Below are 18,535 nucleotides of genomic sequence, written 5' to 3'. Positions count from 1 at the left end.
CGTACTGAATGATTAATGATGAGTCCATTACTTTAAAATCTGATATACTATCATCGACACAAAATATGCCAAACCTGTCATCATGACTACCTGAAAGCCAGTCCATTTCCAGCTTTTGGTTTCTCTGTAGACTACTGCAAGTGTAGAAACACACTGCATTGCAAATGCATAAAAAAGAAGCACCGAAATTCCGGTTGCAAAACTGAAGACTTTTTCACCGTTTGGTTTTACATCTCTTCTCATTTTATCAATAACTTTCACTTCCGGAGCATCATCTTCCAGGCTATAGAGCGTAGACATTGTTCCTACAAAGACTTCCCTTGCCACGAAGCTTGTAAGGATTCCTACTCCCATTTTCCAGTCGTAACCAAGAGGAGCAATTACAGGTTCTATTCCTTTACCCATCTTAGCAAGGTAAGAATGGTCTAAGTGAACATCTGCAGCTACAAATTCATTTGTTTTCTGGCTTGGCCCGAAATAGCTTAAAAACCAGATAATGATACTTACGATGAAAATTATTTTTCCGGCTCCGGTAATGAAGTCCCATACTTTTCCTAAAACCATTTTAAAGTCATATCCGAAAAGTGGTTTTTTATAGGCTGGAAGATCCATTACGAGATACGTCTTTCCTTTACTTTTAATAAATCTTTTAAGGATTGCTGCAGAGAATAAAGCGACTAAAAACCCAAGGAGATACATTCCCATCAGGACTAGTGCTTTGTATTTGATTCCTAAAAATGTTCCTTCTGATATAATCAGTCCGATAATGATGCTGTAAACAGGAAGTCTCGCAGAACATGTCATAAATGGGGTTACCAATATCGTAAGCAATCTTTCTTTTACATTTTCAATATTTCTTGTAGAGATCACCGCCGGGATCGCACAGGCAGTCCCTGACACAAGGGGAACGATACTTTTTCCGTTAAGCCCGAAAGGACGAAGTAATCTGTCCATCAGGAATACTACTCTTGCCATATATCCTGAATCTTCCAATAAATAAAGGAAATACAAGAGAATTCCGATCTGTGGTGCAAAAACCACAATTCCTCCGATTCCGGGAACGATTCCATTTGAAATCAATGAATTAATTGGTCCTTCAGGAAGATGTTCGCTTGTAAATGCGGCCAGCCAGGAAAATGTATCTTCAATCCAGCTCATCGGGTATTCTGCAAGGAAGAAAACACTTTGAAAAATAATCAGCAGAATAGCTAAAAAGACCACATAACCCCAGAATTTATGAACCAAAACTTTATCCAGTTTCTCGGTTAATAATTCTTTGAACTGAGCCTTTTTAAAAATAACATCAGCCAGTATTTTGTCAACATTCTGGTACCTTCTTACAGTTTCCTGAACCTGTAATCTTTTAGGAACCAAACTTTTAGAATCAGGTTCATTGAGCTGTTCCATTACTCCGCCGATTCTTCCAAGATCTGTTCCCAGAGAAAGGCTCATCCATGCTTTATATTCGTTATCGAAACCTTTATGTGCTGCCAGTTTCTGAATAAAGTCTCTGTGTTCGTTTGGTGTTTCAAAAGAAAGTTGATCTGTTTTTACGAATTCATTGTTATAAACAGCTTCCCTTACTTCATCAATCCCGATCTGTTCCTTGGCATTGGTCTGAATAATTTTAATGCCTAATGCTTCGGAAAATTTTTGAATATCGATAGTAATTCCTCTTCTTTCTGCCTGGTCAATCTGATTGACAATCAGAATCATTGGAATGCCAAGGTCCTGAATCTGCTGAAACAACAGCAGCCCTCTTTTTAAACTTAATGCTTCAAGAATATAAACAACTCCTGCGTAGTTTTTCTGCTCGTCAATAAGATATTTGGAGAAAATGGCCTCATCTTCTGAGCTTGGGTATACACTGTAAGAACCTGGAAGATCTATCACCTCAACTTCTTCATTTTTGTATATGTAGTTTCCCGAATGACTTGCAACGGTAACGCCGGCGTAGTTCCCGGTCTTCTGCTTTTTGTTGCAAAGCGTATTAAAAACCGTTGACTTTCCTACATTAGGATTCCCGACTAAAAGTATCTGTTTTTTCTTGTTTTCCTGCATTAATTCAATTCTTCAACAATGATGTAATCTCCTTCTTCCTCACGAAGAGCAATCCGGCTTTTTTCTGCTCCAAATTCTACATACATTGGCCCGCTGAACGGAGCCTGATACAAAATTCTGAAAATGGTCTCCGGAAGAAGCCCCATTTCAATAATTTTATTGGGCATTTTAAGATGGTCGTTATCATATCCCAATATCTTCCCCATTTTATTTTTAGGGAATCCACTTAATTTATGTAATCCTTTCTCTTTCAAAGCCTAATTTTTAGTCCTGCAAATATACGCTATTTAAATTTAATCTAAATAACGTTTTGAGATAAAAGAAATAAGCCCAGACACATCGTTGTATCTGGGCTTATTTATATCTTATTAAGATTATCCTTCTGCTCCAAGCTGAAAACAATGAACAGGAGGCCCCGCAATTACAGGACCAACAGCAAGTTCAATAGCGCATTTTTCTTCTGTAGTCAATTCCTTTTCCCTCTCTTTTGCAGTTGTGGATAATGTAATAGGTTTTTGTAGTTGATCTGTTTTTTCAATAGTCTTCTTGGTGACTAAAACAGTTTCTGTTGCCTTTTGGGGCTCCGTATTTTTATTTGGAGATTCATTTTTAGCAAATAGCAATGCAGATGTTGTCAGCAGAACTGCGACAATAGATTTTTTCATGGTATAATTTTTAAATTAGTTTTAGCAAACATATGAGAATAAAAAATAAAATCAAATTTTTTCTGAGAATTTTTTAAAATTTCTGCTGGTCAAACGTAGAATTTACCTGATAAAAAGAAATCAACCCAAACACATTGCTGTATCTGGGTTGATTCAAAATATAATTTAGTTGATATGAAGTCTTACTTTTTCTTCTTGTCAGAAGGCTGTTCTTTTTCTATGGGATTATCATTGGACCCGAAGAAATCTTTCACCTGCTTTTCCAGCCTTTTCATGAAATCTCCTACAGTTCCGTCTGTTCCCGGCATGGGTCTGCTCATATTCTCTGCAGTCATATATGGACGGGATTCTGCAAAAGGATCTGCTTTGTATCCTTCATAAGATTTAAGAAACTTTTCTTTTGATGTAGGTGTTACTGTATTGCTCATCATTCCCATCTTAGCATTGATCTTATCGGCATATGATAATTCATCATAATTTTCGATCTTTTTATTTCCGCTCAATTGCCATGAATAGTTTTTATCAGCGTCTTCGATTTTTACAATCAGACCAGGAAGTCCTTTAAATTTGTAAGGTCCATCCTGAAAAGGGATATCCGAACTGAACCATGCAGTCCATGTTCTTCCTCCAAATTCAGTAGTTGCTTTCTGAGCATTGTACGCGCCTATTTTTTGTTTATCTGGTAGAATACTCCATTGCAACTTCGGATCGTCTTCATATGAGAACAGATTTCTGCTGATTCTGTCTACATACTGTACTTTCATGTCAGGATAAGTCTTAATAATTTTATATGAAAATTTCGGCCACCTAATCAACTTGGTCATATCCTTAAAAGATTTGGTTTTCTCCATTTCTTCTATCTGAACTTTAATGATAGAATCCTGAGCCGGCATTGTATAATCCTGGTAGATTGATTTCTTTGGGGTAATATCAAGAATAGTAATAATCTTATCCATTCTCGCCGAATCTTTTTTCGGCTTAAAAGTCAGTTCATAAAAGAAACGGTTGGCTGTTTCTTTTGACTCCTGAGCTCCTGCAAATGCAAAAAGAGCAATAAGAAATACAGAGAATAACTTTTTCATTGTAGCAAGTTTTATATAATTAGTAATCACTTGTCTTCTTTTGTTACAGTTTTTCTGAAATTTTATTTTTCGGTAAAAAATATTCACCTGTTTCAAATCTTTACTAATTAAAAAATTATGATTCTCTTAAAACAGTTTCATATTTAAAACGCTTACCTTTAAGTTTCTAAAAAACAAAATATTATGGATACCTTATCTCAATTAAAATCCGAACTGGAGGGAGAGTTCCAAACCACAAAAAAATTTATTGAACTATTCCCTGAAGGAAAAAACGATTATGCTCCGCATGAAAAAAGCATGAAAATGATGCCTCTTGCTACCCATCTGGTAGAAGTTTTTGAATGGCCGAACACTATTTTAAAAACTTCGGAACTGGATTTTGCCAAGGGAGATTATAAACCTACCATTCTTTCTACAAGAGATGAACTCATGAAAAAACTGGAAGATGATTACCAGTCTGCAAAAACAGCATTGGAAAACAGTACAGAAAACGATCTGAATCCCAGCTGGACGATTAAAAATGATGGGCACGAACTGGCAAGCTGGAGCAAGTACGGAGCCATCCGGCATGCTTTAAACCAGATTACGCATCACAGGGCTCAACTGGGAGTGTATTACAGACTAAACAATATTCCTTTGCCGGGAAGCTATGGGCCTTCAGCAGACCAGCAAAGCTTTTAATTTCAGTATATCTCAATAAAAAACCAATCCGTATGGATTGGTTTTTTTTTATTTAAAGTTGAATTTTACACTTAGCATCACCTGACTTGGGCGGAGTTGCATACTTGTTTGTGTGATATTCGTATTATCAATATCGATTCTTTCAAACACTCTCTTATTTGCTATATTCATCCATTTTAATTCAAAATCAATTTTCTTTTTAGCCCATGAGAACTGATATGAAACATCAAAGAAACCATTATTATACTTTATGTCTGCAGATTTTGAATTGATCTGATCCCAATAAAACCCTATGGTATGGTTTTCTAATGGATAGAAAAATACGTTAAGATTGTGGCTGTATCCTTCTGACTTTCCTTTATTATCTGTAAGGAAAATATTAGATGTCTTATTCCATGTTTTAGATGCGTTAAAATCTACACTCATCCATGAGAAATAAGTATTGTTAAATTTAATTCCTAGCGTATTTCCATTTGTTTTATTATCAATATTATCAGTATTTCTGATGGATTGAGATTTAGAAATGGTATTGTTATAACTTAATGAAGCATTGGTTTTAAATTTTGGAAAATACTTTCCTATTTCTGCATAATAGGTATTGCTGGTCCTTTTATTTTCTTTCTCCAAGTATTCTGTTACTCTGAAGCCTGATTCATTAACGATACTTGAAGCAATAAGGTTATTTTTTGCATCACTTATTCTATATCCAACGTTAAAGAAAAGGTTATTTAACGGATTTCTGTACTCCAATCTTGTTCCTGCATTTTTAGTAGTAGTCTGAGGGATCGGATTTTTAGGGTTCATCACATTAAATCCTCCTGGACTTGTGAGAATATATCCTGCATAAGCTGTCTGAATATCTCCGAAGTTATTACTAATTCCTCCATTCAAACTCGCTTTGAAGAAGGAAGCAAATGAATATTGAGCAAAAACATTAGGAGTAAAAGTTACTTTACTTAATGATTTGGAAACATTTCTAAATGCATCTTCAGCCTTAATATTATTGAAGTTTACAGGGAAACTTGAAAATAAACTCCATGACTCAGATTTATAATTGATTCCTACGGAAGCCGATGGATTAACTCTCGTAAATTTCAGATCATTTTCATAAGTTAAATTTGCAAAATCCGGTTTATTATCTACAGTACTTCCATCAAAATTTGTTGTCAAATTATCAGTTGAAAAATCAAGTCCTACCTGTGGTGTGAATGTCCATCCTTTTGAAGTGAAACTGATATTTGCAGAATGTGATGTATCTAAAGATTTAATCCTGAAATATTGCAAAGCAGTACTGCCTGGTGTGAATTTTATGGTTGTAAAATCAGTACTTCCAGGTTCTTTATATGGAAACTGTAAATAATTGGCAGGAGAAATTTCTAAAATCTGTTTATCATTCTGATAGCTCAGATAGGATTTGAAATTCACCATTTTTTCTTTCCATGGAATAATTGTACTTAAGGAGTTCTGGAAAGATGTTGTAGGTGATTCCAATGCTTCGTTTCCTATCCTGTAACCCTGCTTATCATTTCTTTCCGCAAAAGCCCTATCTGCATTCCAGAATTGAGAGAATGTTGTTGTATTTTTAAAGAATCCTTTTTTTGCATTTTTTGTAAAAATCAGTTCTCCTTTTAATTTGTCTGTATAGAAATTGTTCAGGAACCTTGTTGTATATTGTGTCCCCTGCTGGATATCTCTAGTAACACTATTAGACTCTCTTTCCACCGCATTATTGGTATAGTTGGCATTGGCTTTAAGCTCCCATTCTTTCTTTTTATCAATATTGGTAAGATAATTTGCTGACAGATAATGAACACTGTTCATCAAATATCTTTTTACAGGAAGATCAGGTACGGATGCATTCTCTACACTTAGCCAATTATTTTGCGAGATGTTACTTCTTCTTCCTTCCCATGAGCTTCCAAAAGCCAGAATATTTCCTTCATTTTCCACCTGCTCACCCATGTTATTGGTTTTATAATTGACAACCCATTGGCTTTTCTGCCCGAAAAACATAGGCGTCAGTTTTACATTCCAAAGCCACGGATCTCCAAATCCGGTTCCTACTTCTCCTCTTCCAGTCATGGTGACAGAGTTTTTCAGTTTGATATTGATGGCTGCCTGATCTGAAGGGACTTTATCCTGAAGGATTTTTACCGGCTGGTGGTTCTCCAGAACTTCTACTTTCTGTACAGCATCTTTAGGAAGGGAATTGTTGATGGTTCCATAACCTCCTTCCATAAGGTCTTTTCCGTTGACGTAGAATTTATTGATGGCATTTCCCTGATAAAGAATTGTTCCGTCCTTGTTTACTTCAATTCCCGGAATCTTTTTCATTACATCAGCAAGGGTTCTGTCGTTTTTACTATTGAAAGCCTTAAGATCATAAGAGATGGTGTCGCCTCTTGCAGTGATCATTTTGGTTTTCAGCTGTACTTCTTTAATTTCTGTAGCTTCAGACTGCATTTTAAAGTTCAGAGTCTGATCGCTGTTATTAATTTGCTTCGTAAGAGGTTTCTGATTGAATGCTTTCACTTTTAAATCCACATTGGATTCAGCGGATGTAAAAGTTACTTTATATTCTCCTTTGGAATTCGTAATGGCATAAGCAAGAATAGCATCTTTACCGGGCTCTTCTATCGTTACACTGGCGCTTGGTATTGCTACCCCGTCATCATCCGTGATCTTTCCTGAGATCGTTTTCTGTGCGAAAGTAAGCACCGTAAAGAAAAGCATCAGAAATAAGGAAATATTTTTTTTCATACTTATTATTTGCTCAATTAGTTAATGGATATTGTTTTTTGTTACACTTTTTATAAAGATGAATTTTATAGATAAAAGTTAAACCATTATCACTACAAACATAGTGATAATTTTTAAGCTTTTGATTTTCTTTGAAAAAAAGAAATCTTTTTAAGCAGATTCACAATCTGTTTATCCGCTTTTGCGAATATTTAATTTATCATAAAATGATGTTTGGCATAAAAAATTTGCAAAATAAGTGGATGATTTATTTTTTGATTTATGTAACATAATCTGAATAGACTTTGTCTTATTGATTAGATAAAAGAACAATTTTAAGAAGAAGCTAAGAAATTAATAATCTTACTTATTCTAAATAGGAAAATCTGATTTGAATCATAGATTAAAAAAAAATTAAACACTGGTACATCAATATATATTTAATAATTTTGTAACATAAAATTTATAAAATGGGAATTATTTTAAAGCCTATAGATGTTGTAGATGACATTTCGAAAGAAGAATTCTACGAAAAATATCTGAAGCCAAGAAGGCCCGTTGTCATCAAAAATATGGCAAAAAAATGGCCTGCTTACCAAAAATGGACGATGGAATATATGAAGGAGGTTGTAGGAGATGTGGAGGTCCCGCTATATGACAGCTCAAAGGCAGACCCTTCTGCTCCCATCAATGCGTCAGCAGCAAAAATGAAGTTTGGAGATTACATAGATCTTATTCAGCGAGAACCTACTGATCTTAGAATTTTCCTATTCGACCCCATAAAATATGCTCCTAAACTTTTGGAAGATTATATTTCTCCTAAAGAATTAATGGGAGGCTTTCTTGATAAATATCCGAATATGTTCTTTGGAGGAAAAGGTTCTGTAACCTTCCTTCACTTCGATATCGATATGGCCCATATTTTCCATACCCATTTCAATGGAAGAAAACATATCCTTCTTTTCGATTATAAATGGAAAGAACGCCTTTATCAGATACCCTATGCTACGTATGCACTTGAGGATTATGATATCGAAAATCCGGATTTCACAAAATTCCCGGCACTGGATGGTGTAGAAGGTATTGAATGCTATCTTGAGCATGGTGATACTTTATTTATGCCTACAGGATGGTGGCACTGGATGAAATATCTGGACGGAAGTTTCTCAATTTCCTTAAGAGCATGGGACAAATCATGGGCAGTAAAAGCACATTCTCTATGGAATCTTACCGTACAGCGTAAATTTGACGACATTATGAAGTCGAACTTTAAAAAGAGCTATATGGACTGGAAAGAGAAAATGGCAATTAAAAGAGCAGAAATGGCCTTGAAGAGAGGCTTACCAAAATAAAAAAGACGTTTCAATTGAAACGTCTTTTTTATTCTATTATAAATGTTATTTCTTAATCATTTTATAGCCTTTTTCAGTCTCTTTATCTTTGACCTTCACTATATAATTCCCTGCTGCAAGTTCACTTACATTTACAGTTCCGTTTTCTGTATCCATCGTTTCTTTTTTCACTAGCTTTCCGTTAAGATCATAGATGCTAATTTCAGAGATCTTAGTTTTATTTTTGATGTGTAAAACATCTTGTGCCGGGTTTGGGTAGATGGATGCACGGCTCTTATCCGCTTTTGCATCAGAAACCGATAAACTGTTTGTTGAAATCTGGAAATCGTCTATCCCTATAAACCAAACATCTTCTGTAGTGGAATGAAAAGCAATATAAATTGTTTGTCCTACAAAAGGAGTCAGGTCGTACGTATACTGATTCCACGAAGTAGGAGGTTTTACTGCTGCTGCGAGCGTGTTGGTAAGGCCTGCAATAGTAGGAGTTGTGGTTGATACTTTTATATCCACCGTCTCAGCAAGTCCTGCCCCTCTGTTTCTTGCCCAGAAAGTAAGCTTATCAGATACTCCTGCAGTGACCACTATAGCAGGGCTTATGGCATAATCATCATGGGAAGTACTGCCGTATTCCAATCCAAGGAAGTGGGTCCCAGAATGAGGAGCGTTGAATGAAGAGTCATAAGAACTAAAGGTTTCCCAGGTTCCAGGATCTCCACCATTAATTATTGTCCAGTCAGCAGGCATTGTTGCCGAATCAAAACTTTGAGAATATTGCGCCAGTAAACCTATTGGTATAAAGCACAGCAATGTTACGAATTGATAAATTTGTTTCATAGTGTTTGTTTTTGATACTAATTTAATAAAAATCTAAAACATTGATTAACAAATTACTATAAAAAAACAAAAAAATCATCAGAATTTTTGTGAAAAAATATTTACAACACTCTGTAAACGGGATACTGTCTGAATGTTTTTTCTTCAAAATAAGGAGAATGTCTGTACACCCAATCTAATTGTGCATCTCCATCTTCTGACAGCTTTTTATCCGATGCTTTGGCAGCTTCAAACGCTTCTTTCAATTTTTTATCCTTTTTCAAAAGTTCAGCAGCTGTATCTTCGAAAATATAAGCGGAATAGTATTCTTTCTGTGCCAGAATTCCGTCAAAGAAATTCCAATTGAAAAATGAGTCTAATGCTTCAGGTTCAAGGGTTTCTATAATATATTTTACACCAGGCTGATTGGTTGAAACCAGATAATCTCCGGCTGTAAATACCCTATTTTTCTGTGTAGCATCAACCGTAGTTTCAAAATGCAGGTAGTGCCCTTCATAAGGATTTTTAACGGTTTTAAAATCTTTAATTTTATAGGACTCAACCGTTAAAGTACTGTCTTTCTGTATCGGTTTCATCTGAATATTATTTCTTTTAAATTCTTTAATCACCCGGTACTGCGACTGCGGAATTACATAATATTTTGGAATGGTAATATATCCCGTTGGAACAGCCGTCGTAAAGAGTTTTATATTCTTCGTAAAAGGCTTATTTCTGTCATAATACAGTCTTGGTTTGCCTGAAACTTCACTGGGCTTATATTTTCCTTCATAACCTTTAAAATCCATGGTGGAGAACTTCGTAGAATCTATTTTCCAACGGATTCCGTATTGTTTTCCAGCCTGATATTGTTTTAGATTTTCTATTCGAAGCTGCTTTATTTTATGATAATCTTTATCTAAATTCCGTAGATTCACCAGCATATATTTGTAAGTGGCATCTACCCTTTTATCATAAGGCTTCAGCATATGGGTTTCAGGAACTGTTCCCAGAGAGTTGAAAAGGGAAGTATATCCTGTAGAATATCTCGGAGAATCTTCAAATGAGGCAAATCCTACTTCCGGAACATCTCCGTGGATATTGACATAGGGAGTACTATCATACCCCAGTTTTTTCATATCCTCAATATTTTTAGCCTGATAATCATTGTAGAAATAATTTCCAAGGGTATTTCCCAAACGTTCTTTAAATGTAGAAATATAGGTGAACGTATATTGATAATCTGCTCCGTTGCTGACATGGTTATCGATAAAAATATCCGGTTTCAACCATTGATAGATTTCCTGAAAGCTTCTGGCATTTTTAGAATCTGCTTTGATAAAATCTCTGTTCAGGTCATAATTCCTTGCATTTCCTCTGAAACCGTACTGCTCCGGTCCATTCTGATTGGCTCTCGAGTAGGATCCTCTGTTCAACATTCCACTGACATTGTAAGCGGAAATCGCAGCAATAATAAAATTCTGCGGAGTTTTAATTTTTTTAGCCGCAAGATCTCTCATCAACATCATGGTAGCATCTATTCCATCCGGCTCTCCCGGGTGAATTCCATTGTTGACAAAAAGAATGGCTTTGTCTTTTCTTAATTTTTCAAGGTCTTTTTCAGGAAAGGGATTATAAACCACTACATAAATTGGCTTTCCATTGTCATCTTCTCCTTTTTTAAGGTACTGAATAGTATTGAAATTTTTCGCCAGATCCTGATAATAGCTGTTCATTTCGTCGTAGGTAACTGTCTGATTTCCGTTCCCTTTTTCAAAAGGGGTCTGAAACGATTTTTGAGCCAAAAACAAGGTAGAACTTAAGGTGAATAAAAGATATTTCAGTTTCATTGAAGTCATATTTTCAGACTTTAAAATTAATCATCTTTTGTGAGAAACGGGGATGTGCTGGCAGTCAAAATTGCAAAAGATTGAAAAGTTAAAGTTGTTTTGCAGATAAAAACCTAACAGGTTTTGAAAACCTGTTAGGTTTGTTCTCAACAGTATTAATTTCGCCCTTTTTCTTTTGGATATAAGGAAGGAAGCGGATCACTTTGCCAGAATTGCTTGGAGTCAATATCCATGATGGATAAAGATCCGGTATAGGCTGCTCCGGTATCCATATTCCAGATATTAGCTTTATTGGCTGGTATTTTGATCCCAATATCAAGAGTAGGCGTATGTCCGATGAATATTTCTTTATACAATAGCAGTCTTTTAGGATATAATTCAGAATTTTTCGACAGTTTTTTATCCATTGCCACGGCAGTTTCCCAAAGCGTTCTGTCCCAACGGTAATTGCTTGAGTACACTTCTTTTTCAGGACCGTGCATGGAAGCGTATCCGGCATGAATGAACAACCGGTTCTGATCATCAATATGATAATTTTTCATCCTTTGAAAGAATTCGAGATGAATATCCAGATCTTCAAGAGAATAATCAGCATAACTTTCTACTGTACTTTTTCCTCCATTGAAAAGCCACAAATCAGGTTTTTGTCCTAAATTCAACCAATCTTCACACCATGCATCATGATTTCCTTTAATGAAAATACAATCCTGTCTTTCGGAAAGTTCCAGTAAGAACTGTATGATTTGCGAAGACTCGCTCCATCCGTCCACATAATCTCCCAGAAAGATCAGCTGATCATTTTCGGTCACTCCTGCTCTTTCAAGAACCTGCAACAAGGCTTTAAACCCTCCGTGGATATCTCCTATGACTAATGTTCTGCTCATTTTATTTTGAAATATATTTTGCATCCACAAAATCGGTCAGCCAAACTCCGTTCGCTGACTGGTAGAAAGATAATCCTTCCTGATGCATTGTTCCGGTTCTGATGGTCAGAATCACAGGTTTGCCGTGTCTCATCCCGACCTTTGCAGCGGTCTCTTTATCAGCACTTAAGTGTACATGCTGACGTGTTCTTTTTTCAATTCCTTTTTCTAAAATAGAAGAAATATTGGCTTCAGCTGTTCCGTGATACAGAAATTCCGGAGGCTGCTTGGCTTCCAATGCCAGATCGATATCAATAGAGTGTCCCTGACTTGCTCTGATCATGGTTTTATCTTCGTTAAAAGCAAAACGCTTTTTATTGTTGGTTTCTACCACCTCATCTAATTCTTCGTGAGTAAAATATATTCTTCTTTTGGCTGATTTCGATCTCAGCTCTTCTACATCTGCCCAGCCATTTTCATCCAGTATAAGTCCTATACTTTCCGGCTGATGCCTCAAAATCAGGCTTAAAAATTTACTTATCTTTTTCTTTTCTATTTCGTTCATGGTTTTCTATCATCTATATTGATCTAATAAATCTATAAATTCTTTATTTTTTCTAAAATTATCCCAATCCTTATCTTTCTCGATATGGGAAACAGTTATCAAATTTTTATCTAGACTTTCATTAAGTAAACTCAAAGCTTTTTTAGTTTCATTTTTTAATGAATAAGCGCAAGCTAAATTATATGGACTGGAACCATTCTCATATCCTTTTTGAGCTTTTTCCAATGCACTATTTAATATGTCATCCTTTATTTTTTCATCTTCTATAAGATAATAATAAAATAATAGAGAGTTTGCCCAAGTATCAAAAACAAAACTATCCTTTTCATCTATTCCTCGCTTTAATAATTCTTCATACTTCTCGAATGCTTCCTCATACAATTCTTTGCTATTTTCCAAATATGCCAAATTAGATAAACTATATGCCCAATTAATCATAGCAGTAATATCCTGAGGATCAATATCTAATGCCATTTTAAATTTATCAAAACTTTCGTTGAAAAGTTCTTTACTCTTTTTCATTGTGGCAAAACTGGTTAAAACAATTCCCCAATTATTAAAATAAGTTACTTGGTTTACATTTAAACTATTTGCTTTATTCAACAAATCTAAAGCCTTACCATATTTAGAGTTATCTCCTTCTTCTTTTATTACTTTTACTGCCCAATCATTATAAAAATCACCCAATACTTCTTTTGCTTTATTATAATTATTTGCTATTATTATTTTTCCCATTTCTTCTGCATTTTCAATAGAAAAATCTTCTTTTATAGTCATTTCTATAATTTTTGAATCAGAGTATCTTCATCTTCTTTATTTTCTATAGTAACAATTGCTTCTCCTACTTGTTTTTTACTAATTTCCACCCTATCTTTTATTCCATTAAAAAGACCTTTATGTTTGCTTTTTTCATCAATAACTATGTCAGTTACCTGGTCCATCATATTGTTTAGAAATGAAAACGGCTTATTAAATATTTCAGGTGTTTTTAACTTTAATTCTGAGTGGAGTTTTAGGAAAAAACTATCAGAATCATATCCTTGTATATGATAAGCATTCATTCTTGGTCTATCAAAAAGTTCTGTTTTAACTTTCTCAGAAAGAGATTTCTCGTTATGACCCACCCAATATAATTCGTTCTCAAAACTTCCAATTTTAGCAATTTCATTTACAAGTTCATCTTCTCCACTATAACCAATAACAATCCATGTTCTATTATGACAAATTCTATCAAATATTTTAGGAATAGAAGCTCTAACTTTAGACAACTCTCCTTCAGCATTTAATAACCATTGACCATGATGTTGCCCATGTAAATATGTTACAGACCTTTCTAAAAAATTCGTAGTTGTAAAATCATTTAAAACAGAAACATCATAAACAGGTGGAATAAAATTAAATAATGCACAAGCTTTCAACATTAAATCATCAAAATTTACTGTTAAAATATAATCTATACAGCCCTCCTTCAGTAACTGTGCAAGATATATATGTGTAACATTTAATTTTACATTTTTATTATTTATATAATCTGCAAATAAATTTCTTCTTTCTTGGGCTGATAATGCAGACATTAGCTTGTAATAATTTTCTCTTTCTTCTTTATTAAGTCTTTGAATTGTTGGCTTATCTTTATGAATATTAAGAATATCTTTAACAATTTTTCCTGCCAAAGGAATTCCTGCTGAAACCGAAGCTCCAGCTCCTAAAAAAATTATGGGTTTATTCTCTTTATTTTTTTCAGCTTGTTTAATCAAATAAGCTATATCCTCAATTGTTCTTTTTTCCATTATCTTAGTTTTAAGTTTTTATTATGAGTTTCTCACACAATGCCTCAATATCATGTTTCCTCACGAGCTCTGCAACCCATTCCTCAGGAATATTTTCATATCCATAATAAATTCCGGCAATACCTCCGGTTATAGCTCCTGTGGTATCGGTATCTTCCCCCAGATTGACAGCTTTTAAAACTGCTTCTGAGTAGCTTTCCGAGTTTAAAAAACACCATATTGAAGCTTCCAGGCTATGAAGAACGTATCCTCCACTTTTGATTTCATCTTCAGGATATCCGGAAATATTATTCTTTAAAATTCTACTGAAAAGTTCAATTTCATTTGGGTTAAAACCTTGCTTTTCAGCATACTCTAAAGACACTTTCTGTGTATGCGTGTATGCCTCTCTTTTATTCTTTCCTTTCAACAATTGAATGGCAAAAATGACATAGATAAAACAGGCAAAAACAGACCGGAAATGCCCGTGAGTTATCGCCGAAACCTCTTTTACTGTAAGATAAATTTTCTGAATATCATTTCCATTTTCAAGATAAAAGGCAAGGGGAAGAATTCTCATCAGAGAACCATTCCCGTTATCTTCTTCAAAAATATTTCCTGAAAATCTGGCACTTTCACCTTTGATTAATCTTGCCAGAGAATGTCTTGTAGTTCCTCCGATATCGAAAAGCCTTCCATGGGCCGTCCAGTGACCATACTTATTCCATTTCACAAAACTTTGTCCGATTTTTTCCAGATCATAGCCTTTGGTAAGCTCTTCTGCAAGGCAAAGTGTAAGAGAACTGTCATCACTCCACGTTCCTTTGGGTTGATTCCAGGACATGTATTCCAACATTTTTGTTACCGGATTTCTTTTCAGATCTTCCCTCTTTTCAAACTCTACCGGAACACCCAGTGCGTCTCCAATGCAGACACCCATAATTCCCGCTTTTACTTTGTTTTCCATCAGGCTAAATTGACCAGTTTATCAAATAATAATTTCATTCCCTGCGTAGCTGTTTCCTTCATTACTACGGCTCTCTGTCCATATCCAAATCCTGTTTCATTAGGATTGATGACAATTAAAAGACAATCGTCTTTGATATCATGAATCAGTCCTGCTGCGGGATATACCTGCAAAGAAGTCCCGATAACCAGCAGAATATCCGATTCTTTTACGATTTCTCTTGCAGTCTGATATAAAGGAACATCTTCTCCGAACCAAACGATAAAAGGTCTTAATTGCGCTCCATCTTCAGCTTTATCACCAATTTTAATATCATCCTTCTGTTCATAAATCAGGCTTTTATTATTACAAGAACATGATTTGAACAATTCTCCGTGAATATGAAGTATGTTGGTAGATCCTGCTCTTTCGTGAAGATCATCTATATTCTGGGTAATAATCTGAACATCAAAATATTTTTCCAGCTCTGCCAGTAAGCGATGAGCTTCGTTGGGCTGTACTTCATGTAGCTGACGTCTTCTCTGGTTGTAAAATTCCAGAACCAAAGCTCTGTCCTTTTTCCATCCTTCCGGACTTGCCACATCCGTTACATTATGATTTTCCCAGAGACCATCTCCGTCTCTGAAGGTTTTTATTCCGCTTTCGGCACTGATTCCTGCACCGCTTAATATGGTTAGTTTTTTCATTGGTTTTTAATTTTTTCTATTAAAACCTGGCCAGCAACAATAATCAGCACGATTATAATAAAAGGAGCTAGCAGAATCCCTAAAAGGGTATTTCCTATTCTTTTAAATCGATTTTCCCCAAATTTATCTTTCGTTTTATGATTGATAAAATCTACAAAATTTTCTTTATTTGTAAGCTCTTTATCATATCCTCGCCAATCAAAATTGGTGATAAAGTCTCCAAAAATATACAGATCGGGAGATTCAGGATGTGATAAATTGAAAAAATAAAAGGTTTCAAAATCCTGTCCCACCAGAGGTTCATACTCTATATTATACTGAAAACAAAAAAGACTTTCGGTGCTCAGTAAGCCTCTTTGCTTCAAAGCATCTTTCAATTGATTTTGGTATTTTTTCAGCTTTACAATATCATTTTCCACAGGGAAAACATTTGATTCTTTTCCAGCATGTTGAAGATAATAAATATAATTTTCAGGAAACCGCAGATTCAATTCTTTCTGAAGAAAAGCAATTTCTTCATTTGCCAATCCCACGTTAGGATCTTCAGGTTGATCTACGAATCTGAAATTATTTTTTTTCACAGTTGTAAAAGGTCTTTATAAATATTTTCATTTTCATCATCAAAACAGACAAAAATAACTTTATCAATACTATCTGAATGAAATTTTCTGACTTCATCTACCGCAATTTTTCCTGCCAGTTCTTTTGGAAATCTATAGACTCCTGTACTAATATTAGGAAAAGCAATCGTCTTCACACCAAGGCTTTCTGCCAAATTCAAAGAATTATGATAACAGTTTGCCAGAAGAATGGATTCCTTTTCTTCGTGACCGTTCCAAACTGGTCCTACTGTATGAATAACATATTTTGCAGGGAGATTTCCTGCATTTGTTACTACCGCTTCTCCCGTTTTGCATTTTCCTTGTCTATTTCTGATCGCAACACATTCTTCCAATATCTGAGATCCTCCCACTCTGTGAATAGCTCCATCTACACCGCCTCCACCAAGTAAGGATGAATTGGCTGCGTTAACAATTGCATCAGCTTGGATTTTTGTAATGTCTCCTTTTATTAATTCTATTTTCATCTTAAATTGAGTTTTCTATTTAAAACCTCATCATCAAATAATAAAGGTTTTTCCTCAGGGATGATCAGGTTATCTAAATCATCATTCAGTACAAACTGATATTGTTCTGCCACAAAATCTGAAATATTTTCAATGAGAAGAATATCATCCTTAGAAAAAGATCGAATAAATTCATTCCTTAAACCAATCTGTATGGCTCTTCGTTCCAGTTTATTTCCAAAAGGATCATGATCCGGATCCCACTGCAGCCTGACTGAAGATTCTTTTACCTGCTTCTGCCAATCTTCTCTGGAAATCCCAAAACTTGTATTGTAAGAAGAATATATGGCATTTTCCAGATATTTTATGAAAGCTTCTTTCTTCAAATGAATAGCCAAAACATGCTCCTGACCTTCTTTTCTCCCCCAGCCATTTCTGTACATCATCCAAAGAAAATTTGGTTTTATCCAGGTCATTCTTTCCAAACTAAAACTTCCGCCAAAGAATTGATTCTTCACTGCAAATTCTCCAATTTCCTTTCTATAGGACTGATATACCACAATTTTTTCATCGTCATATTGAGCCATGATGTGATATCCTTGTGCAGGCCAGTCTTGTAATTGTTCTTTATATTTTTTTAGTTCTATTTTCATTGTATTTCTTCAAATGGTTTCAGCATTTCTTCTTTCTTGGTAAGCACTGCGAAAACCACTCTTTTAAATTTATTTTTATATTTTCCCTGAAGATATTTCCCGAATAATCCTGCAATTTCTTTTGGATCATTTTTGAAGACACCGCATCCCCAGGCTCCTAAAATCAGAACTTCATTTCCTTGTTGTAAAGCCAGTGAAAGCATTTTATCCATTCTAAGATCCATTGCATCAAGAATTTCATGTGCTCTTTCCGGTTCCTGACGTTTTACCACCCCTGTATTGACTGCCGGAGACGTGATGAAATTACACAGAACAGGCTTAGGAAGCAACTCTCCCTTATCTTTCCTGAAAACAGGAACTTTAGGACTGTAAATCATTGTATCGGTATAAAAACAGGATTCCATTGCACGATGAATTGTGTAATAATCAAATGCCTGAAGTAAGCTTTCATACAGTCCGGAAGTTCTTGCCAGACTTTCTTCCTGTGCTTCTGCTCCATTGATAAATCCTCCACCCGGATTTTTTGCTGATGCAAAATTGAGACACATGATCTTCTCCTGATTTTCTTCTTCGGATAATTGTAAAATTGCTTTTAAAGAACTGCACTTCCAGGTTTCAATTTTTGTTTCAAAACTGATTTCCGGCAACGGAGATTCTTTCATTTCAGAAAGCTGTTCCGGAGTGAAAAGAGAGGTTTCTTTTTTACTGATTTCCAGCTCGTTTTCT

General features: G+C 35.1%; 19 protein-coding genes. 2 read left to right on the top strand and 17 right to left on the bottom strand.

Going from position 1 to position 18,535, the window contains the following annotated elements; all coding sequences use genetic code 11:
• Window positions 1–27 precede the first annotated feature (27 nt).
• From feoB to KBP46_RS15310, 4 genes are all read right to left on the bottom strand, one after another.
• Window positions 28–2,061 (bottom strand): ferrous iron transport protein B, encoded by a 2,034-nt coding sequence (feoB, locus tag KBP46_RS15325; protein WP_062672744.1) that lies wholly within the window; start codon window positions 2,059–2,061, stop codon window positions 28–30.
• Complete coding sequence (locus tag KBP46_RS15320) at window positions 2,061–2,267, bottom strand: FeoA family protein (RefSeq protein ID WP_062673746.1); 207 nt, start codon at window positions 2,265–2,267, stop codon at window positions 2,061–2,063. The genes feoB and KBP46_RS15320 overlap by 1 nt, the downstream gene beginning before the upstream one ends.
• A 168-nt stretch (window positions 2,268–2,435) precedes the next feature.
• Window positions 2,436–2,726, bottom strand: a complete 291-nt coding sequence (locus tag KBP46_RS15315) for a hypothetical protein (protein ID WP_062672746.1) — start codon at window positions 2,724–2,726, stop codon at window positions 2,436–2,438.
• Window positions 2,727–2,908: 182 nt separating this feature from the next.
• Window positions 2,909–3,808, bottom strand: a complete 900-nt coding sequence (locus KBP46_RS15310; RefSeq protein WP_062673748.1) for a GLPGLI family protein — start codon at window positions 3,806–3,808, stop codon at window positions 2,909–2,911.
• Window positions 3,809–3,991: 183 nt separating this feature from the next.
• On the opposite strand from KBP46_RS15310, the gene KBP46_RS15305 reads away from it, so the two are divergent.
• The gene (locus KBP46_RS15305) at window positions 3,992–4,489 is read left to right on the top strand and encodes a DinB family protein (protein WP_062672748.1); all 498 of its coding nucleotides are present in this window, start codon (window positions 3,992–3,994) and stop codon (window positions 4,487–4,489) included.
• Window positions 4,490–4,537: 48 nt separating this feature from the next.
• On the opposite strand, the gene KBP46_RS15300 is transcribed toward KBP46_RS15305, so the two are convergent.
• On the bottom strand, window positions 4,538–7,249 hold the full coding sequence (locus tag KBP46_RS15300; protein WP_216443616.1) for a TonB-dependent receptor: 2,712 nt from the start codon (window positions 7,247–7,249) through the stop codon (window positions 4,538–4,540).
• 449 nt (window positions 7,250–7,698) lie between these two features.
• Here KBP46_RS15300 and KBP46_RS15295 point away from each other — a divergent pair, with 449 nt between their 5' ends.
• Window positions 7,699–8,580, top strand: coding sequence for a cupin-like domain-containing protein (locus KBP46_RS15295; RefSeq protein ID WP_062672752.1), 882 nt, complete (start codon window positions 7,699–7,701; stop codon window positions 8,578–8,580).
• A 45-nt stretch (window positions 8,581–8,625) separates the two neighbouring features.
• Here KBP46_RS15295 and KBP46_RS15290 read toward each other — a convergent pair whose 3' ends face one another.
• The 12 genes from KBP46_RS15290 to KBP46_RS15235 all read right to left on the bottom strand — a co-directional run bounded on the left by KBP46_RS15290 (window position 8,626) and on the right by KBP46_RS15235 (window position 18,519).
• A complete protein-coding gene (locus KBP46_RS15290; RefSeq protein ID WP_082798752.1) occupies window positions 8,626–9,414 on the bottom strand; it encodes a choice-of-anchor J domain-containing protein in 789 nt (262 codons plus the stop codon).
• Between the two features lie 101 nt (window positions 9,415–9,515).
• Complete coding sequence (locus KBP46_RS15285; protein ID WP_216443615.1) at window positions 9,516–11,240, bottom strand: hypothetical protein; 1,725 nt, start codon at window positions 11,238–11,240, stop codon at window positions 9,516–9,518.
• Window positions 11,241–11,395: 155 nt separating this feature from the next.
• On the bottom strand, window positions 11,396–12,124 hold the full coding sequence (locus KBP46_RS15280; protein ID WP_216443614.1) for a metallophosphoesterase family protein: 729 nt from the start codon (window positions 12,122–12,124) through the stop codon (window positions 11,396–11,398).
• Window position 12,125: 1 nt separating this feature from the next.
• Window positions 12,126–12,668, bottom strand: a complete 543-nt coding sequence (locus KBP46_RS15275; RefSeq protein ID WP_216443613.1) for an RNA 2'-phosphotransferase — start codon at window positions 12,666–12,668, stop codon at window positions 12,126–12,128.
• Window positions 12,669–12,677: 9 nt separating this feature from the next.
• Window positions 12,678–13,445, bottom strand: a complete 768-nt coding sequence (locus KBP46_RS15270) for a hypothetical protein (protein ID WP_216443612.1) — start codon at window positions 13,443–13,445, stop codon at window positions 12,678–12,680.
• A gap of 2 nt (window positions 13,446–13,447) precedes the next feature.
• Window positions 13,448–14,458: an SIR2 family protein gene (locus tag KBP46_RS15265; protein WP_216443611.1), complete on the bottom strand. Its 1,011-nt coding sequence runs from the start codon at window positions 14,456–14,458 to the stop codon at window positions 13,448–13,450.
• Window positions 14,459–14,468: 10 nt separating this feature from the next.
• On the bottom strand, window positions 14,469–15,404 hold the full coding sequence (locus tag KBP46_RS15260) for an ADP-ribosylglycohydrolase family protein (RefSeq protein WP_123278747.1): 936 nt from the start codon (window positions 15,402–15,404) through the stop codon (window positions 14,469–14,471).
• Window positions 15,404–16,090 (bottom strand): NAD-dependent deacylase, encoded by a 687-nt coding sequence (locus tag KBP46_RS15255; RefSeq protein ID WP_123278746.1) that lies wholly within the window; start codon window positions 16,088–16,090, stop codon window positions 15,404–15,406. Before KBP46_RS15255 ends, KBP46_RS15260 begins: the two co-directional genes overlap by 1 nt.
• A complete protein-coding gene (locus KBP46_RS15250) occupies window positions 16,087–16,671 on the bottom strand; it encodes a hypothetical protein (protein ID WP_216443610.1) in 585 nt (194 codons plus the stop codon). The genes KBP46_RS15255 and KBP46_RS15250 overlap by 4 nt, the downstream gene beginning before the upstream one ends.
• Complete coding sequence (locus tag KBP46_RS15245) at window positions 16,668–17,177, bottom strand: O-acetyl-ADP-ribose deacetylase (RefSeq protein ID WP_216443609.1); 510 nt, start codon at window positions 17,175–17,177, stop codon at window positions 16,668–16,670. The genes KBP46_RS15250 and KBP46_RS15245 overlap by 4 nt, the downstream gene beginning before the upstream one ends.
• Complete coding sequence (locus KBP46_RS15240; protein ID WP_137904569.1) at window positions 17,174–17,809, bottom strand: DUF4291 domain-containing protein; 636 nt, start codon at window positions 17,807–17,809, stop codon at window positions 17,174–17,176. The genes KBP46_RS15245 and KBP46_RS15240 overlap by 4 nt, the downstream gene beginning before the upstream one ends.
• Window positions 17,806–18,519: a TIGR02452 family protein gene (locus KBP46_RS15235; protein ID WP_253297288.1), complete on the bottom strand. Its 714-nt coding sequence runs from the start codon at window positions 18,517–18,519 to the stop codon at window positions 17,806–17,808. Before KBP46_RS15235 ends, KBP46_RS15240 begins: the two co-directional genes overlap by 4 nt.
• Window positions 18,520–18,535 lie beyond the last annotated feature (16 nt).

It is taken from the genome of Chryseobacterium sp. PCH239 (genome assembly GCF_018924625.1).
Classification (GTDB): domain Bacteria; phylum Bacteroidota; class Bacteroidia; order Flavobacteriales; family Weeksellaceae; genus Chryseobacterium; species Chryseobacterium cucumeris.
The sequence above is the reverse complement of the archived record's forward strand: the minus strand, read 5'-3'. Positions and strand labels throughout refer to the sequence as shown.

Excerpts from the sequence above, each read along its gene's own strand:
- feoB (WP_062672744.1), bottom strand. The coding sequence starts at position 2,061 with ATGCAGGAAAACAAGAAAAAACAGATACTTTTAGTCGGGAATCCTAAT.
- KBP46_RS15320 (WP_062673746.1), bottom strand. The coding sequence starts at position 2,267 with ATGGGGAAGATATTGGGATATGATAACGACCATCTTAAAATGCCCAAT.
- KBP46_RS15315 (WP_062672746.1), bottom strand. The coding sequence starts at position 2,726 with ATGAAAAAATCTATTGTCGCAGTTCTGCTGACAACATCTGCATTGCTA.
- KBP46_RS15310 (WP_062673748.1), bottom strand. The coding sequence starts at position 3,808 with ATGAAAAAGTTATTCTCTGTATTTCTTATTGCTCTTTTTGCATTTGCA.
- KBP46_RS15305 (WP_062672748.1), top strand. The coding sequence starts at position 3,992 with ATGGATACCTTATCTCAATTAAAATCCGAACTGGAGGGAGAGTTCCAA.
- KBP46_RS15300 (WP_216443616.1), bottom strand. The coding sequence starts at position 7,249 with ATGAAAAAAAATATTTCCTTATTTCTGATGCTTTTCTTTACGGTGCTT.
- KBP46_RS15295 (WP_062672752.1), top strand. The coding sequence starts at position 7,699 with ATGGGAATTATTTTAAAGCCTATAGATGTTGTAGATGACATTTCGAAA.
- KBP46_RS15290 (WP_082798752.1), bottom strand. The coding sequence starts at position 9,414 with ATGAAACAAATTTATCAATTCGTAACATTGCTGTGCTTTATACCAATA.
- KBP46_RS15285 (WP_216443615.1), bottom strand. The coding sequence starts at position 11,240 with ATGAAACTGAAATATCTTTTATTCACCTTAAGTTCTACCTTGTTTTTG.
- KBP46_RS15280 (WP_216443614.1), bottom strand. The coding sequence starts at position 12,124 with ATGAGCAGAACATTAGTCATAGGAGATATCCACGGAGGGTTTAAAGCC.
- KBP46_RS15275 (WP_216443613.1), bottom strand. The coding sequence starts at position 12,668 with ATGAACGAAATAGAAAAGAAAAAGATAAGTAAATTTTTAAGCCTGATT.
- KBP46_RS15270 (WP_216443612.1), bottom strand. The coding sequence starts at position 13,445 with ATGACTATAAAAGAAGATTTTTCTATTGAAAATGCAGAAGAAATGGGA.
- KBP46_RS15265 (WP_216443611.1), bottom strand. The coding sequence starts at position 14,458 with ATGGAAAAAAGAACAATTGAGGATATAGCTTATTTGATTAAACAAGCT.
- KBP46_RS15260 (WP_123278747.1), bottom strand. The coding sequence starts at position 15,404 with ATGGAAAACAAAGTAAAAGCGGGAATTATGGGTGTCTGCATTGGAGAC.
- KBP46_RS15255 (WP_123278746.1), bottom strand. The coding sequence starts at position 16,090 with ATGAAAAAACTAACCATATTAAGCGGTGCAGGAATCAGTGCCGAAAGC.
- KBP46_RS15245 (WP_216443609.1), bottom strand. The coding sequence starts at position 17,177 with ATGAAAATAGAATTAATAAAAGGAGACATTACAAAAATCCAAGCTGAT.
- KBP46_RS15240 (WP_137904569.1), bottom strand. The coding sequence starts at position 17,809 with ATGAAAATAGAACTAAAAAAATATAAAGAACAATTACAAGACTGGCCT.